This is a genomic window from Volucribacter psittacicida (assembly GCF_004339025.1).
GTDB lineage: Bacteria > Pseudomonadota > Gammaproteobacteria > Enterobacterales > Pasteurellaceae > Volucribacter > Volucribacter psittacicida.
In genome coordinates, this window is sequence record NZ_SMFT01000001.1 from 110,429 (window position 1) to 129,372 (window position 18,944).

General features: G+C 38.7%; 9 protein-coding genes and 1 other RNA gene. 8 read left to right on the forward strand and 2 right to left on the reverse strand.

Going from position 1 to position 18,944, the window contains the following annotated elements:
- The first annotated feature begins 2 nt into the window (after window positions 1-2).
- Together lolA and EV694_RS00525 are read left to right on the forward strand one after the other, a co-directional pair.
- Window positions 3-620 carry an outer membrane lipoprotein periplasmic chaperone LolA gene (lolA, locus tag EV694_RS00520; RefSeq protein WP_132687750.1) on the forward strand — a complete coding sequence of 206 codons (618 nt, stop codon included), beginning with the start codon at window positions 3-5 and terminating at the stop codon, window positions 618-620.
- 12 nt (window positions 621-632) lie between these two features.
- Window positions 633-1,970, forward strand: a complete 1,338-nt coding sequence (locus EV694_RS00525) for a replication-associated recombination protein A (RefSeq protein ID WP_132687753.1) — start codon at window positions 633-635, stop codon at window positions 1,968-1,970.
- A gap of 83 nt (window positions 1,971-2,053) precedes the next feature.
- Here EV694_RS00525 and EV694_RS00530 read toward each other — a convergent pair whose 3' ends face one another.
- Together EV694_RS00530 and EV694_RS00535 are read right to left on the reverse strand one after the other, a co-directional pair.
- A complete protein-coding gene (locus EV694_RS00530; protein ID WP_132687756.1) occupies window positions 2,054-2,596 on the reverse strand; it encodes a KdsC family phosphatase in 543 nt (180 codons plus the stop codon).
- Window positions 2,596-3,531 carry a KpsF/GutQ family sugar isomerase gene (locus EV694_RS00535; RefSeq protein ID WP_132687759.1) on the reverse strand — a complete coding sequence of 312 codons (936 nt, stop codon included), beginning with the start codon at window positions 3,529-3,531 and terminating at the stop codon, window positions 2,596-2,598. The genes EV694_RS00530 and EV694_RS00535 overlap by 1 nt, the downstream gene beginning before the upstream one ends.
- A 118-nt stretch (window positions 3,532-3,649) precedes the next feature.
- On the opposite strand from EV694_RS00535, the gene rnpB reads away from it, so the two are divergent.
- From rnpB to EV694_RS00565, 6 genes are all read left to right on the forward strand, one after another.
- Window positions 3,650-4,027, forward strand: an RNA gene (rnpB, locus tag EV694_RS00540) — RNase P RNA component class A.
- Between the two features lie 247 nt (window positions 4,028-4,274).
- Entirely contained in the window at window positions 4,275-6,050 is a 1,776-nt protein-coding gene (locus tag EV694_RS00545) for a ShlB/FhaC/HecB family hemolysin secretion/activation protein (protein WP_132687762.1), read from the forward strand.
- A 27-nt stretch (window positions 6,051-6,077) separates the two neighbouring features.
- Complete coding sequence (locus tag EV694_RS00550) at window positions 6,078-15,380, forward strand: two-partner secretion domain-containing protein (protein WP_132687765.1); 9,303 nt, start codon at window positions 6,078-6,080, stop codon at window positions 15,378-15,380.
- Window positions 15,380-15,919, forward strand: coding sequence for an ankyrin repeat domain-containing protein (locus EV694_RS00555; protein ID WP_132687768.1), 540 nt, complete (start codon window positions 15,380-15,382; stop codon window positions 15,917-15,919). The genes EV694_RS00550 and EV694_RS00555 overlap by 1 nt, the downstream gene beginning before the upstream one ends.
- A 180-nt stretch (window positions 15,920-16,099) precedes the next feature.
- Window positions 16,100-16,645, forward strand: coding sequence for an ankyrin repeat domain-containing protein (locus tag EV694_RS00560; RefSeq protein WP_243645941.1), 546 nt, complete (start codon window positions 16,100-16,102; stop codon window positions 16,643-16,645).
- Window positions 16,646-16,674: 29 nt separating this feature from the next.
- A complete protein-coding gene (locus EV694_RS00565) occupies window positions 16,675-18,858 on the forward strand; it encodes a VENN motif pre-toxin domain-containing protein (RefSeq protein ID WP_279386848.1) in 2,184 nt (727 codons plus the stop codon).
- Window positions 18,859-18,944 lie beyond the last annotated feature (86 nt).

Consider the following 18,944-nt stretch of genomic DNA (forward strand, 5'->3'; position numbering starts at 1 on the left):
CAATGAAAAAAATAACCGTAAAAATGACCGCACTTTTTATCTTGTTTATTAGCGGTATGGCTTGGGCTGATGCTAGCGGCGAGCTGCAAAAACGCCTAAACTTAGTGCAAAATCTCAGTGCAGATTATCAACAAACGGTATCCTCGCCTGAGGGCAAAAATGTGCAACAAGGCAGTGGTAAATTACAACTGAAACGCCCAAATTTATTCCGTATGGAAAGCACCTCGCCACAACAAACAGAAATGATTTCTGACGGCAAAACCCTCTGGTTTTATGATCCCTTTGTGGAACAAGTCACCGCAAATTGGGTAACAGATGTCGTAAATAATACCCCTTTTGTTTTGCTTACCAGTAATGATAACAATCATTGGGCGGCTTATAATGTGGAACAACAAGTGGATACCTTTGTATTAAAGCCAAAAGCAAACAATAGCCAAATTAAACAATTTAGTATTCGTATTGACAGCAATGGTGTATTACGCAATTTCAGCACCATTGAACAAGACGGACAAAGCAATTTATATAGCCTGCGTAACATTAGTAACCAACCTTTAGCGGATAAACTTTTTCAATTTAGCCCACCTAAAGGGGCAGAATTTGACGATCAACGTAAAAAATAATGGTATCTAAAAATGGCTAACCTCAGTTTAGATTTTAGTGATAATGACTTTTTGCCCTTAGCGGCACGTATGCGTCCGACAAGTTTGGAAAACTATGTGGGACAACAGCATTTATTAGCCGAGGGCAAACCATTACGCAAAGCCATTGAAGCAGGGGTAAGCCATTCTATGATCTTATGGGGACCTCCAGGCACAGGAAAAACCACCTTAGCGGAAATTATTGCCCAACGCATAAAAGCTCAAGTGGTACGTTTATCGGCGGTAACCAGTGGCGTGAAAGAAATTCGCGAAGCCATTGAACAAGCACAACATAACAAATTAGCAGGCTTGCGAACCTTGCTTTTTGTTGATGAAGTACATCGCTTTAATAAAAGCCAACAAGACGCTTTCTTACCTCATATTGAAGATGGCACCATTATTTTTATTGGTGCCACCACCGAAAATCCCTCCTTTGAATTAAATAATGCCTTGCTATCTCGTGCTAGAGTTTATGTGCTAAAAGCGCTAACCAAGCAAGAGATTGAACAAGTGCTAACACAAGCCCTACATAATCCTGAACAGGGGTTAGGACAAGAGCATTTTGACATTGAGGAAGGCTTGCTAACCTTGTTAGCAGATTATGTGAACGGCGATGCCCGTTTAGCCTTAAATTGCCTAGAATTAATGAGCGATATGGCAGAGCAAGGAAAAAATGGCAAAAAATTAGACCGCACTTTATTGAGTGAAGTGCTAGGCGAAAGGCAAGCACGTTTTGATAAAGGGGGCGATCGATTTTATGATTTAATTTCTGCCTTACATAAATCAGTGAGAGGCTCCGCCCCTGATGCCGCTCTTTATTGGTATGCCAGAATTATTACCGCAGGCGGCGATCCCCTTTATGTGGCTCGCCGTTTATTAGCCATAGCATCGGAAGATATTGGTAATGCCGATCCCAGAGCAATGCAAGTAGCCATTGCCGCTTGGGATTGTTTTACTCGCGTGGGTGCCTATGAAGGAGAGCGTGCCATTGCCCAAGCTATCGTCTATTTAGCCGTAGCCCCGAAAAGTAATGCGATCTACACTGCCTTTAAAGCGGCTAAACAACTTGCGAGCGAAAGCCCTGATTTTGACGTTCCCTTGCATTTACGCAATGCCCCTACGAATCTAATGAAATCCTTAGATTATGGTAAAGCATACCGCTACGCCCATAACGAACCCAACGCCTACGCCGCAGGAGAAAATTATTTCCCCGAACCACTAAAAGGCACAGCATTTTATTTCCCCACCGAACGAGGTATGGAAGCAAAAATAAAAGAAAAACTCGCTTGGTTAAAACAATTAGATGTGTTGGCGGAACAGCAGGGGGAGTGATTGAGGTAAAAGCTCAGTAATTTTATTTGAAGTGCGGTGAAGCGAGTATCAAATAAGGCAAGAAAATATTTCTTGCCTTATTTTCACTGTGCCATTTTTTCCATAGTGGATAAAAAACCTTGAGCGGTTGTATAAATATCCGCTTTATTTTGTGCCTGTAAAATCATATCAGCGACTTCACGGAAAGCGCCTTGCCCTCCCTTTTGTTTGAGAACATAATTTGCTTGTTGTTGGATATATTCGGGAGCATCAGCAACAGCAAATGATAATTCACAAACCGCAAAGGCGGGAAGATCCACTGTATCATCACCAACATAAGCAGTTTGTTCGGGGGTAACGCCCGCTTGTTGTATCAATTCATAGCAGGCGGTTTGTTTTTCTAGTTTACCCAATAAGGCTAATTGAATACCGAGATCTTGGATTCGTTTACGCAAAATAGCGGAATCACGTCCAGATAATACGGCAACCTGAATACCATTTTCAATAAGCATACGGATACCTAATCCATCTCTTACATGAAAACTTTTAATGGCTTCTCCTTGTGCGTCATAATGTAATAATCCATCGGTAAGCACGCCATCAACATCGGTAATCACTAATTTAATATTTGCTAATTTTTTCTGCATTAGTTTGAGAACTCCATTAAGCCAACTACATTATCACTTTTATCCAACACAATTAAGGAATGAATTTTATGTTCACGCATAAAATCTTCTGCTTTTGCAACAAATTCATCTTGATAAACGGTTTTTGGTGATGCGGTCATTAATTGTTGTGCGGTTTGATTAAAGGTTTCTGCCCCTTGTTTTGCTAACGCACGACGAATGTCGCCGTCAGTAATAATGCCTTTTAATTGGTTATTTTCCATAACAATAGCCACTCCCATTCTGCCCTTATTGATAATGGTTAAGCAATCGGTAAAGTTATCTTGTGGCGTAACTAATGGTAGCTGGGTTTGCATTTGATCTTTAACTTTACAAAGTAAACGTCTGCCAAGACTACCTCCAGGGTGAAATTTGGCAAAATCTTCAGGTTGGAAGTGGCGAGCAGTAATAAGGGACACCGCTAAAGCATCGCCTAATGCAAGGGTAACTAATGCGGAAGTGGTTGGTGCAAGATTGTTGGGACACACTTCACGCTCAACACGGATATTGAGCCAATAATCTGCGTGTTTCGCTAGGGTTGAATTTGGATTGGCCGTTAAGGCAATAATTTTATTACCAAAATTTTTTAAGCTAGGAATTAATTTATTCACATCATCGGTTTCGCCACTATAAGAAATTAACATCACAATATCAACTGGCTTTAACATACCCAAATCGCCATGAAATGCTTCTGTGGGGTGGAGAAAAAAACTCGGTGTGCCTGTGGAAGCAAAGGTGGCGACCATTTTTTTACCGATTAAGCCTGATTTACCAATGCCCCCAATAACCAAACGCCCCTCGCCTTGTAAGATCAATTCAACGACTCGATTAAAATTCTCATTAAGGTTTAAGCTAAGTTGAGAAATCGCTTGTTGTTCAACTTGTAAGCAAGATTGTGCGATAGGTAAATAATTCATATTGATCTCTCTAATATCAATAATAAAAGTGCGGTCATTTTATAATAAGTTTTATGTTTTCTCTATCTTTTCTCATGAGTAAGTAGCGATAGCCTTGTTTTTACAGTATAATGCCGCCCGAGTTGGTTAGGCAATCGCTGGTTTATTGAAGCCCTTAACGTCAGTTTACTGAAATGAGTGGGACAAATAGACGAGAGGAAAGTCCGAGCTACATAGGGCAGAGTGCCAGATAACGTCTGGGCGGCGTGAGCCGACGACAAGTGCAACAGAGAGAAGACCGCCTATTTTTAGGTAAGGGTGAAAGGGTGCGGTAAGAGCGCACCGCATAGCTGGTAACAGTTTATGGCAAGGTAAACTCCACTCGTAGCAAGACCAAATAGGAATCCAATGTGTTGCCCGCACAGGATTCGGGTAGGTTGCTTGAGCGATAAAGTGATTTATCGCCTAGAGGAATGATTGCCCACGACAGAACTCGGCTTATCGACCAACTCAAAAATTTCGTAAAAATCCACCGCACTTTTATCAGGTCACATTTTTATCAGATAAAGAGCGGTGGATTTTTCATATATAATCTTTCATTTTAAAATAATACAGCCTTGGTATACCTCGCCGTACAGTCTTGTACTCTATTAAAGAGAAGCAATTATAAATAATGATAATAGAGCTTTATGTAAAAAATATTGTGATAAATGTAAATTTATACTATTTTATAAGCTATTTATGGTTACTATATAATATATAAAATGCGAAAAAGAGCTTTATTATCTTTGATTATTTCCACGCTATGTATGCCTCTTACTAGCCAATCTAATCCTATTTCAGAATCAACATTACAGCAAACCACGCAAATTGATGCTGAACAGCAGCAACGACAGCAACAACAAGAGAATGAACGAGAGGCACAATTTGCGAAAACCCCAGATATTCATTTTGAAAAACCTAAAACAGAATCTTTACAGCTCCCCATTGATGAATCAAATTGTTATTCAATTAGCGACATTTATGTAAGGGATTATGGGAAAGAGGCGAACCAGAAAAGCGAGTTTTTATGGGCATATAATCAGGCGGTTAGGCAGTTAAATTTGTCTTTACCCTATTGTTTAGGTGGACAAGGCATTAATGTTTTATTGCGTAGTATGCAAAATATTATTTTGGATAAAGGTTTTGTTACAACAAAAGTTGTCGTTGGTGAACAATCTTTAACTTCAGGTAAGTTAGTGATTACCATTATTCCAGGTAGAATGCGTTATGCGTTAATTGAAGACCGTTCTGATGTAAATAAATTTACTCGCTTAACGGCTTTAACAGGGTTAGTTCCGCAACAAGGGGCATTATTGAATATCAGAGATATTGAACAGTCTTTGGAAAATTTTAAGCATTTACCTACTGCTGATGCAACTATTAATATTGTTCCAGCAGGAGAGGAAAGTGGGGAAATAGGACAAAGTGATTTAGCTATTCAATATGTTCAAACTTTTCCATTTCGTTTGACCTTGGGATTAGATGACTCAGGCTCAAAGTCAACAGGGCGTTTACAAGGCTCTTTGACATTATCTTTAGATAATATGTTTACGGCAAATGATTTATTTTATAGCAGTTTTACCCATTCAATGGCTCGTCCTACTTGGCTTGGCGAAGATGATAACGGACCGAGACAGAGTAAAAATTTGAGCTTTTATTATTCTATTCCTTTTCGTTACTGGCGTTTAACTTTAAGTCATAGCCTTAATGATTATCATCAACAAGTGGCCGCAGCTTATGGTTCAAGATTACTTTATGCGGGCGAAAGTGAAAATAGTAAAGCCACACTTTCTCGGATTATGTTTCGTAATCACCAACAGAAGCTCACTTTTTCTGTTAGCGGTTGGGCGAGGCAATCTAAAAACTATATTGATGGGCGAGAGGTTGGTATTCAGCGTAAACGAACAGGTGGTTGGGAAATTGGAGTAAACCATCGTATTTATCTTGGTTCAGCAACCTTAAATTTTCACGCGGGTTTTAAACGAGGTACAGGTGCATTTCATGCTCGTCCTTATTCTGAAGAACGCTTTAATGAGGGAAGTTCAAGAATGAGAATTATTACTGCTGAAGTTAGTTATCAACAACCTTTTCAGTGGTTAGGACAACATTTTGATTTGACAACAAGTTGGAATGCGCAATGGAGCAAAACCCCTTTAATTCAACAGGATAGATTTAGTCTTGGTGGACGTTATACTGTGAGAGGAACAGATGGCGAATTAAGTTTGTCGGGAGAACGAGGTTGGTTATGGAGAAATGAGCTAGCCTGGACGATTCCCTATGTGCAACAACAATTTTATGTCACCTTAGATAAAGGGATTGTAAGAGGTCCTTCAACAAAGGAGCTGCTTGGACGTACAATGATAGGGACAAGTGTAGGATTTCGTGGGCATTGGAAAGCCTTTTATTATGATTTTTTTGTAGGTAAACCGCTTTATGTTCCAGAAGGATTTAGGGCAAAAAATAACATTGTCGGTTTTAACTTGAGTTTGAATTTTTAATGGCAAATTGAGCATTAAGGATAGGAAATGAATAAATATTGTTATCGTGTGATCTTTAATAAAAGCCTTAGTCGTTTCGTGGTGGTTTCTGAGTTAGCTAAAACAGGTGGTAAATCCAATACAGAAAGCACAAAAAGAATTAAAAAAGCGACCGCACTTTATGTAAATAAGCCATTAACTTTTTTATCTTTCGCTTGTTATCTCGCATTAGGCTTTGTCAGTGTTTTACCAGCTCAAGCAGAGCCATTAATGATCGTTTCTGATCCAAGCGCAGCGGATCATCAACGCCCAATCGTATTAGAAACGGCAAATGGTCTCCCTCAAGTTAATATTCAAACGCCCAATGAAAAAGGGTTGTCTTATAACCGCTATCAGCAATTTGATGTGGATAAGAAAGGGGCGATTTTAAATAATAGTCGTAAAGCGACTTCAACCCAACTGGCTGGAATGGTACAAGGTAATCCTTATTTAGCCGCTGGAGAGGCGAAAGTGATCGTTAATGAGGTCAATAGTAGCAAGCCAAGTCAGTTAAAGGGATATATTGAAGTCGCTGGCAAAAAAGCCGATATTGTGATTGCTAACCCAAGTGGTTTGCATTGTGAAGGTTGCGGTGTAATTAATGCGAATAGAACCACAATGACTACAGGGAAAGTAGAGATTCAAGATGGTGAACTGACAGGATTTATTGTAGAACAAGGAGCCGTTAAGGTAAGTGGCAAAGGTATGGATAATCGTCAGTCAGACTATACTGATATTATTGCTCGCCACGCTGATATTAACGCAGGTATTTGGGCAAATAAAGGATTGAAGGTAACAACTGGTCAGAATAAAGTTAGCTATAATAATCAATCCGTACAAATTATTAACAGCAAAAATCGTCATACGGCCCATTCCCAACCAGAGCAATATTATGCAGTGGATATTGGAGAATTAGGAGGAATGTATGCAGGCAAAATTCATTTAATTGGCACAGAACAAGGTTTAGGGGTACGTAATTTTGGGCATATTGGTGCAACCGCGGGCGATGTCGTGGTTGATAGTGCGGGGAATGTGGTTAATCAAGGGCAAATACAAGCGATCCAAGAAATCCTGTTGGTAGGCAATGGTAAGATAGAAAATCAATCTCAAGGAAAGGTGATTGCTGGGGGTAAAATTCGTATTCAAGGGCAAAATAATCCTCTATTAGCACAAGCTGGATTATTGGATAATTCGGGGCTGATACAGGGTAAACAAAATGTCAGCATTAAGGGAACGAAAGGGAGTAATCAGCAAAGCGGCTTGATATTGTCGGAACAAGGCGATGTGAGTTGGCAGGTAAAAGAGACAATAAAACAGGTTGGTGGTATTGCTGCTAAGAACAAGGTTGATATAAAAGCACAATCTTTGACACAAGAGCGAGAAGGCGAGATACAAGGACAATATATTGATATTGCCCTTTCTGAACAGTTATTTAATCAAGGCGTGATTAATAGCCGTATTAGTGATATTCAAGAAAAATCCTCAACATTATCACTTCCTCTTTCACAAACATTGATAAAAGCACAGGTCTTGACTAATCAAGGAACAGGGCGAATTTTTGGTGATCATATTGCTATTGAAACACAACAACTGTTTAATCAAGATGAAATATCTGAACAAGGTGAAATTCGATCTCCTGTTATCGCGGCGCGTGAACGTTTTGATATTGGAGCCAAAGAAGTGATTAATCAAAGTCGTTATTATACGGGTTATCCAGAACAAGCGACGAGCTTAATAAGTCTAGGCGGATTATTTATTGGAGAGTATTTAGATAGTAACTATCATACAACGGGGAAAGCAGAGCGCTTAGTGAATCGTAGTGGATTGATTGAAGCCGCAAATGGGCATTGGCGAGTAAATTATATTGAAAATAACAATGCATTTTTCCGTACTGAACAACAAATCATTGCTGAGCAGCCCGTAAATTGGTCTTATATTGTACCGAAAGGTAGCGATGAAAATCATTTTCGTATTGCACAAGACTATATGCAATATCGCACTCTTAATCGGGGTAAAACACGCAATCAAGTTGCTTATATGCCTAAGCTTGAACAAGCCCTTCAACCTACCAATGGCGATGTAAAGTCTTATTTGTTGCCTGAAGTTAATCAATGTTTAAGTGGTAATAGTGCAGATTGTGAATTAAATCCGAAGAGCTATTATTTTCCAGATAATCCCGTTTGGCTTGCTTTTGGTATTCAAACGCAACAACGTAAAAGTGTTGGTGATAAGCTACTTCATGTTACATTGCCTACGGCACCTACTCCATTGATAAAACCCACAGAGCCGAAACAAGATGGCTCCAGTCGTCGTAGTCAACTCCGTTATCAGCAGGCGTTAGTCCGTTATCAACAAGTATTAGAAGAATATCAGCAAAAATTACCTCTTTATGAACAAGAGTTAGCACAATATCAACAACAAATAACCTCACTTGCTCCAACATTCGCATTATATAAACAATGGGTAGAGGATAACTCATTTGCTTTTGAACAATTAAGCCGTGAAATTAAACAACATAATCAAAAATTATTAGCTAGACGAGGCGCAGAATATACAGATTATTGGGTAAAAAACATTGATAAACAACGGATTAAAGCGGATACTGTCGTACAAAGCCAAGCAGGTAAAATATCTATTGGTCGCGATCTTAGCGTGGAAAGCCAGCAATTTATTAATGATAAAAGCCAAATTATTCTTGGTGGAGTCGCTTATTTAAGCGGAGGAGATATTGATAACATTCATGCTCAAGGTAGCCAAGTGAGCGAGCGTTATGGCAATCATTATTATAGTTATGAACGTAAACGGAGCAGTAAAACGGGGAGTGGACGTTCTAAATATCGTCGTGAAAATACTTCATATTATACAGGGTTACTGTCTCAAGAAACAAAAAGTATAACCTTGCCTGTTGCACAGTTTTTTGAAAATTATCAATTTAATGATCTTGATGCCCAGCGTTTACCTGATACCCTCGCTCAACAACTTTTGCCTACATCAAGCCTTTATCAATTAAATCCTGAGCCTAATAATCGTCCTCTGATTGAAACGGATTCTCGTTTTACTGATCGGCGGCAATGGTTAAGCGGGGAGTATATGTTTAATGCTCTTCGTTATGAGCATAGTCATGTACATAAACGACTTGGTGACGGATATTATGAACAACAAAAAGTGGCTCAGCAACTGCATCAACTCACAGGAAAAACATTTAACGGTGATCGACGGGCTTTTGAAGAGCAATATAAGCAACTTATGGATAATGGAATTGTTTTTGCAAAACAATTTAATCTTTCCGTAGGGATAAAATTAAGTGCAGAGCAAGTCAAAAACCTAACTAGTGATATAGTATGGTTTGAGTTAGAGGAAGTTAGATTACCTGATGGACGGATTCAACAGGTTTATCAGCCTAAAGTTTATGTTATGTCGCGGAGAATAAAACATCAAGATTCGACAGAAGATGTACAATCATTAGGAACTTTATTGCACAGTGGATTCCAAGCTAATGATATTTATATTGATAGCCAAGGCACAATTCGCAATACAGGAAAATTTATAGCAAATAATATTTTGCTTCGTGGTCATAATATTGAACATCAAGGTAACATTATTGCTCGCCAGGCTAATTTGCAAGCTAAGGAGCGTCTCAGCGTGCAAGGCGGAGAAATTGAAGTGGAAGATAACCTTATGCTTAAAGCACATCATCTTACATTAAGTAATACCTTAGCAACAGATGAAATAAAACAGCAAAATTATCATTTCTCTCGTCAGAATCTTGATCGTCAAGCGAAATTATATGTGAAAAATGCGGAAGGTGCATTACGCCTAAATGGTGACAATATTGAACTTAGCGGGATAATCATTCGTAACGATGGTAAACAAACCGAAATTCGTGCTACTCAACAATTAAATATTGGTAGTATGGGGCAACAACAGCATCGCCGGCAAGGTGAAGCACATCATCAACAAAAAGTCAGTGAACAATCAGCGGTGATAACTCATTTACAAAGTCAAGGCGATGTTCTTTTACAAGGTAAAGATATTCATATTAGTGGTAGTGAAATCAATAGCCAACAGAAATTGGTGGCATTGGCGGAAAATCAACTTATATTGGATAGTGTAGCGGAATACCACGAATTAGATGAATATCATTATGTGAAAAATAAAGGATTGTTTAGTTCAAGTAGTTATGAAAGTTCTCTACAAACAAGACAAACAGAGCAACGAGCAAGTAAGCTTAATGCTCAACAAATTCAGTTACAAGCTGATAGAGTTATGTTAAAAAATAGTCAATTATCAAGCAAACAAGATATTGACATTAGTGCGAAACAATCAATACATCTTGCGGCTGATTATCACCATTATTCTCAAAAAGAATGGCAAAAATACAAGAAAACAGGGATTTCATCGGCACTAACAAATAGTGTTGCAAAAATTGGTTTTCAATATCAACGTTCTCAATTTGATCAACAACAGCATCAGTCTATTGCTGCGGTGAGTCAACTTTCAGCTAAAAATCAGATACGTTTATCTGTTGAACAAGGGGCATTAACAATAGATGGGGCGAAACTCAAAGCTGGGCAAAATGCCCATTTGCAAGCTGCACAAATTGATATAAACAGTGTTTATCAAACCAACCAACAATCATCACAATTTAAACAAAAAGCAGCAGGTTTTGGCGTGAGTGTTGGTATCGATCCGGTAAAAATGTTTAAAAGAGATTATGAAAAGCAAGCAAATCAGGGATCGGCGACAGGAATAGTAGGGAAAATCATTACTACAAATGAATCAATAATGAATACTTTTAATCAAGTGAAATCACCTGGTTCGCCTTATTTATACGCTAATCGGCAGCAACAACAGCAATATCAATCACAACAGACAGCATTAGCGAGTCAAATTGATGCAGGTGGTAATTTAACACTTGTTGCAACAGAAAAAGATATTGTTGCGACAGGGGCGGTATTAAGTGCTAAACAAGAAGGTCGGTTAATAGCAAAACGGAATATTATATTAGACAGTGCAAATACATCTAATCAACAACAAAGTGATATAAAACGGAATGGTATAGAAATTGATCTCGCTAGGAAAGGACAAGATGCGTTTGGTGCCTATTATGATAAAAATCAAGGTCAAGCCTATTCGTTATCACAACAAGGAACCGTTTTATCCTTTGGCGGAGAAAGTCATATTATAGCTCAACAGGGCGATGTGATGGTTAAAGGTGCACAAATTGTGAGTGAGGGACGTAATCGCATTTATGCAGGGGGGAATATTCAGCTTGATACTGCACAGAGCCGTTATCAACAATCACAAAGTAATAAAGGACAAAGTATTGGTACGGTGGCAATATCGGATACCGAACGTTTTTCTGGTTATAACCGCTTAATTGATAATAGCAATCAACAACAGGTTAGTCATAGTGCTACGACCGTAGCCAGCTTAAATGATAAGGTAGAGATATATGCTGGTGGAGATTTTAATCAGACAAGTGCGAAGTTATTAAGCCAAGAAGGGGTATTTTTAAGTGCAAAATCTATAAATATGAGCAGTGCTTATAATCTTGAGGATAGCCAATCTCATCGTAGTGATTTAAAAATCGGTCAGTTTTCTCGGATAATCTCTCCGATTATTGATGTAATTCAAGCGGCAGAGCAGGCAATAGACAATAAAGAGGCAAGTGATAGAGTGAAAGCTGCTCAAGCAATGGGGCTGGCAGCACAGGGTTATACTACTTATAAAACCTTACAAGGCGTATTAAATAACAAAGATAATGCCGTATTATTTAGGGCAGAAAGTGGAACGGGTTTTAGTCATGCTCGGGAAGATAATTATGGCAAACAACGATTAAGTGTAGGTAATGTAATAAATGGCAGAGAGGTGAGTTTGGTTGCTCGCGAGGGAGATATTCATGGAGAGCATACCTTATTAAGTAACCGAGATGAACAAGGCAATCGTTTAGCTAACAGCAAAGTGATATTAAGTGCAGAGAAAGGAAAAATTCATCTTTATTCAGGGCAAGATTACTCAGAATTTTTGGGTAAAAACCAAAGTAGCGGAGTAGAGGTAGGCACAGCGGTAAGTGTAGGCGCCAAAACGGGTTGGTCTTTTTATGGTAAAGCAGGTTTTAGTAAAGGAAAAAATGAATATGAAAGCCTGACCCAACAAAATAGCCGTATTGATACAGAGAGCTTATTTATCCAAAGTAAAGGGGATACCTTATTAACAGGCGCAGCGGCTTATGCAGATAAGGCTTATATTGATGTGGGTGGCGATTTGCATATAGAAAGTCAGCAAGACCGAATAAAAAGTAAATCACATCAAGGCGGAGTAAGGGTTCATGTAGAAGGCGGTTTTGGGAGTGCTTGGCAGTTTAGTGGCTCAGCCTCATTGAGTGGCGGTAATGCTTATTATGAACAAGTGAAAGAGCAAAGTGGGTTATTTCTCGGTGATGGCGGTTATCATATCAAGGCGAATAATGTCAATTTAGTGGGAGGTGTAATAAGTAGTACCAATACAGTGAACAGTGAATTAATCACCAATCAAATCACTTTCCGAGATATTGATAACCGCAGTGATTATGGCGCTTTTAGTGGGTCTTTAGAAGGGAGTATTAGCGGAAAACAAGCAAAAAATACAGAAAATCAACCTTCATCAAGTCAATCGGAAAAGAATGGTAAAGCGCAAAGTTTAGGAAAAACCTTGTCAACAGGGTTACCGTTAGGCAGTTTTGGTCATGATAGCAGCGTGACAAAAGCGACCTTAACAGAAGGGCGTATTGTATTAAATAAAGACAGCGCACCGATAGAAACCAGTGCGGCAGCGTTAGGGATAAATACGGAATTATCTCATAGTAATAGGCAGGTCGCCGAAGTAAAAGATATTCAAGGGGTATTAAAAGAGCAAAAAATAATCCAAGCTAGTGTGAGTGAAATCCGCAAAGCGGTAGGGGTTTATGGTGCAACGAAAGCCCAAGAGCTTAATGAACAAGCGACACAAGCGCAACAAGCGGCAGAAAAGGCTCTACAACAGGGAGATAAACATCAAGCTGAACAGCATATGGCTCAAGCAATAGCGTTACAAACAGAGGCAGATAAATGGCGAATAGGAGGCGCACATAGACGTCTTGCTGAGGCGATAACGACAGGGTTAGGGCTAGTTTTAGCGGGTAAACCCACAGAGTCTATTGCAACAGGCGTAGCCTCGCCTTATATTAACCAAGCAATTAAACAAGCCACGGAGCAATACCCTGAATTTAATATTCCAGCCCATATATTATGGGGAGCCATAGAGGCTGAATTATTAGGCGGTCAGGCAAGCACAGGTGCGGTTGCCGCTGGGGTAGGAGAGCTTGGAGCGAAAGTCATTAGTGAACAGCTTTATGGTAAATCCGCGAGTGAATTGACAGAGCAGGAAAAACAAGAGGTATTGGTATTAAGCCAGTTAGCGGGAGCCGTTGCAGGTGGTTTATCACAAGTAGGGCAAGATAGTATCTCATTGGGGCATTCAGCGGCATTGGGCGGAGAAGTCGCGAGAAATGCGGTGGAGAATAACTACCTATTTAGGCATGAGGCAGAAGAATTAGTCAAGTTAATGGAGAAAAATGCGGAATGTAAAAGCCAAGGAGAAGATTGTAGTCAAATAGGTAAACGCATTGCTGAACTACATGCTTTATATCATTCTCGGAGTGAGCAATTAGCCGCAGCTTGTCGTGCAGGCATGACAAATAGTTGTGCTAAGGAATTGCTTACTGTTTCTGCAGCTTATCATAGTTATGACAAGCTAATGAATGAAATTAATCAACCTACCTCAAATTACTATCTTGATGTTGCCGAAAAATATGGACAAGCTCGTCACCTTTATATGGAAGATGTTGCTAAAGAGGCATTAATTAAAATCGCCAAAGAGGGGGTTCATGGTTCAGTAGAATTAATTGATATTACTTCAAAAGCCATTATCGGCGATAGCGAGGCACAATCTCAACTGAAAGAAATAGGTCAGGCAATTAAGGATTTTGTTCAATCACCATTAGAAAATACCTCTGATGAAATAAAGCAACAGTTAGCAGAGGCAGATAGATTAGAAGCAATGGGAAGAACAAGAGAGGCTGATTTAAAACGAATGGAAGTGTACCTCTCAACGGAGTTAGGCGTAATCAGTGCTATAACAGGCATAGGCGGTCTTGCCAAAGATAGTATAAAACTTGTTGCTCAGCGTACTAATATACCTAAAACTTCTCCTGTTAGTTTAACTTGTTCATTCCATGGTGATATGCAAGTCAAAACGCAAACAGGCTATACTGCAATAGCCAACTTAAATGTTGGCGATAAAGTGTTAGCCAAAAATGCGGTTACAGGGATCAGCACCTATCAACAGGTACAAGCCCATTATAGCAATCCTTATGATTATCGTGTTTACATTGAAATTACAGATAGTCAAGGACAAACCCAAACGATCATATCAAATAAAATACACCCATTCTTTGCTCAAGTAGCAATGGATAACAACACCCCACAATCAGCAGGGCATAATTATCAAGGTCAGATTGAAAATGGTAAATGGATAAACGCTGAGCATTTACAAGCAGGCTTTAAATTATTGTCAGAAAGTAACCGATGGCAAAGGGTAGAAAGAGTAACCATTAAAAAAGAACCATTACAGGCTTATAACTTAACGGTTGCTCAAGACCACAGTTACTTTGTGAAAGGTAAAGATAGCTTGAATGAAGGGGTATGGGTACATAATGACTGTTGGCATGCGTTACCAGAGGGGGCGAAACGAATAGATGATATTGATGGTTATAAAGCTTATCAATTTGCCGATCAAAATGGTCAACAAGTGACAGTGATACAAAAAGATACTAACCGTTTTGAAACCCTTAATCATCAAATAACAGAGCCCCATTTTAATCGTCTCCATCAACGGATTGATGCTGAAACAGGACGTTATTTATCAACAGGTGATCCAGTTGATGGTCTATATAACCGTTCTTATTTACGCTCGGAAACATTGCAGAAAATTTTTGCGGAATATAAGGAATTATCTAATGGTGATTATTTAGATAGTAAAGGAAATTTGATTAAAGGACCGATAGATATAGGGCATGCTTACGGTTGGGAGCATCGTCGTTTATCGTTAGCGGCAAAAGAATTAAATTTAACTCAACAGCAATTAAATGATTATGTGAATGCACGTCCTGAGAGATTTAGATTAGAAAATCGTTCAATTAACCGTAGTCATAAAAATGAGATGCCTGGTAAGAATAATATTAAAGATATTCTTGAGGATATGAATAAATTTTTAGCAGAGGAGAATAAATAATGAATGAAGAAAAAAAAATTAAAAAGGAAGATCCAGAACTATTAGTGATTGATGCAAATTGTCGAGGGGATATATCATTATTAAAAGAAATCTTTTTTGAAAAAAAATTATTGAATATTTTAGCCGCAACAGAGGTTGAAAATTGGAATTGGTTACACAGATGTAATTTAAATCCAAGAAGAGCGGCAGCAATAGACGCAGTAAATTTTTATATTACTCATGGTGTAGAAGTGAATGCCCAAGATGGAGCGGGAATGACATCACTCCATTACGCGATGCAAGCAAGAAATGCGGAAGCTGCGATAGCGTTATTAAATGCGGGGGCAGATCCGAATATTCCAGATAGAGATCATGCAACAGCGTTAGCATATATAAGTGGAATGCCAAAGGAGCTAGCATTATTAGAGTTAATGTTGGAAAAAGGTGGAAATGTGCATTTTTATAACGGTCAACATGGTATCTTAGAAGGGATAAAAAAATATAGATATGATGAACCGATTTTTTTGCCTGTAATTGAGTTAATGGAAAAATATGCTTAGGAATTAATTTTATTCATAGGCTAAAGCAGAAAATGTTTTAGCCTATATGCTTTTAGTTGGGAGTATCGTCGTTTATCATTAGCCGCAAAAGAATTGAATTTAACTCAACAGCAATTAAATGATTATGTTAATGTATTTTCTGATAATTTATAAAGAAGTTTTTAATATGAGGAATAAATGATGTCTAAATTAGAAATAAGCAAAACAATTCTTGAAGAACGTGTAGAAAAAGCTAATTTTAGGGGAGATATAAAATATTTAGAAAGAATATTTATTAAAGAGAAATTATTAGATATTTTAGAAATAACAGAAGAGTATCAATGGAATTGGTTACATAGATGTAATTTAGGCTTTTTTAAGAAGTCACCACCAAGAACAATTAATTTTTATATTCGTCATGGTGTGCCAGTGAACGCACAAGATTGTTATGGCATGACGCCATTATCTAAAGCTATGGGGGTTGCTAATGCAGGTGCTGCAATAGTGTTATTAAATGCTGGTGCGGATCCAAATATTCCGTCTAAAAGAAATATTACTCCTTTATCGCAAATAGGTATTATGCCGAATAAATTAAATGTTTTGAGACTGATGTTGCAAAAGGGAGGGAATGTACATTATGTTAGATCAGAAGATTCAGATGAAAGTATCTTAGAATCATTTCGTGCTTTAGCTGAGTATGAACCACATTATAAGCCTTTTGTGAAGTTAATGGAAAAATATGCTTAATGATAAATTAGAATATTTAGCATTACACAATATTAACAGGGGCAGCGGCTTATGCAGATAAGGCTTATATTGATGTGGGTGGCGATTTGCATATAGAAAGTCAGCAAGACCGAATAAAAAGCAAATCACATCAAGGCGGAGTAAGGGTTCATGTAGAAGGCGGTTTTGGGAGTGCTTGGCAGTTTAGTGGCTCAGCCTCATTGAGTGGCGGCAATGCTTATTATGAACAAGTGAAAGAGCAAAGTGGGTTATTTATTGGTGATGGCGGTTATCATATCAAGGCGAATAATGTCAATTTAGTGGGAGGTGTAATAAGTAGTACCAATACAGTGAACAGTGAATTAATCACCAATCAAATCACTTTCCGAGATATTGATAACCGCAGTGATTATGGCGCTTTTAGTGGGTCGTTAGAAGGGAGTATTAGCGGAAAACAAGCAAAAAATACAGAAAATCAACCTTCATCAAGTCAATCGGAAAAGAATGGTAAAGCGCAAAGTTTAGGAAAAACCTTGTCAACAGGGTTACCGTTAGGCAGTTTTGGTCATGATAGCAGCGTGACAAAATCGACCTTAACAGAAGGGCGTATTGTATTAAATAAAGACAGCGCACCGATAGAAACCAGTGCGGCAGCGTTAGGGATAAATACGGAATTATCTCATAGTAATAGGCAGGTCGCCGAAGTAAAAGATATTCAAGGGGTATTAAAAGAACAAAAAATAATCCAAGCTAGTGTGAGTGAAATCCGCAAAGCGGTAGGGGTTTATGGTGCAACGAAAGCCCAAGAGCTTAATGACCAAGCGACGCAAGCGCAACAAGCGGCAGAAAAGGCTCTACAACAGGGAGATAAACATCAAGCTGAACAGCATATGGCTCAAGCAATAGCGTTACAAACAGAGGCAGATAAATGGCGAATAGGAGGCGCACATAGACGTCTTGCTGAGGCGATAACGACAGGGTTAGGGCTAGTTTTAGCGGGTAAACCCACAGAGTCTATTGCAACAGGCGTCGCCTCACCTTATATTAACCAAGCAATTAAACAAGCCACGGAGCAATACCCTGAACTTAATATTCCAGCGCATATATTATGGGGAGCCATAGAGGCTGAATTATTAGGCGGTCAGGCAAGCACAGGTGCGGTTGCTGCCGGGGTAGGAGAGCTTGGAGCGAAAGTCATTAGTGAACAGCTTTATGGTAAATCCGCGAGTGAATTGACAGAGCAGGAAAAACAAGAGGTATTGGTATTAAGCCAGTTAGCGGGAGCCGTTGCAGGTGGTTTATCACAATCAGGGCAAGATAGTATCTCATTGGGTCATTCAGCGACATTGGGCGGAGAAGTCTCGAGAAATGCGGTGGAGAATAATTTCTTATCAGAAAAAGAGATTGCCATACTTGAACGCATAAACCAGAAAAAAGTCTTAAGCAAACAAGATGTAGAAATGATTTCTTATTATATGGCAAAAGATAAAATCAGTGATGATTTATTAGTCCGCTATCAAACAGATCCAACGTCTTTAACCTCGTATGAGGTTGATCAACTTAAGGAATGGGTAGCTGAATGGTTGAATAATAATCCAGGAATGATGTTATCGGTATTAAGTTCTCGTGCAGAAGCGGATTTAGGACCTAAGTTAAAAGTATTTATACCCGGGTTAGATGAAAAATATCGTCGTTATAAAGCGATTTATAATTCAACGGATTATCAATTAGCTCAATCAACCTCAGAAGGATTATTCTTATTAAGTGGAGGAACTCCACTTAGTATTACAAGTAAAGGAAGTACGGCTTTAAATAACCTTGCTCTGCAATCTGCGCTGAAAGTAGAGAAATCCACCCATCAGTTAGTTACTAAAGGAAAAATTGCTTTAAATGAGGGGATTTATTATAGCTATAATCCACAGCAATTAGGAGTTGTAAATAATGTAGCAAATCGTGTTGAGAAAGGATTGCAGTCAATATCTGAAATTACTCCAACACAATATGCACAGGGTGCTTTTATAGGCGGCGTGGTTAATGCGGGAGCACAATATTTAGATACAGGAAGAATTGATCCAGAAGAAGTGATTAAAGTGGGATTATCAACGCCTTATATTGTTTATCCATCTTTGGGAGCATCTATTTCTGCAGGTGCAATAAGTGCAAATATAGATGCTAATCTTAATAATAAATCTCCATTATATGGGCAGGATAAAATGTTCAGAGTAGTATTATAAGTGATGTTATACAACGAAATATTCCAATTAAATTAGATATTATGAAACCTGTTATAGGTAGTTCCGTTTCTGAGTTGAACAATAGA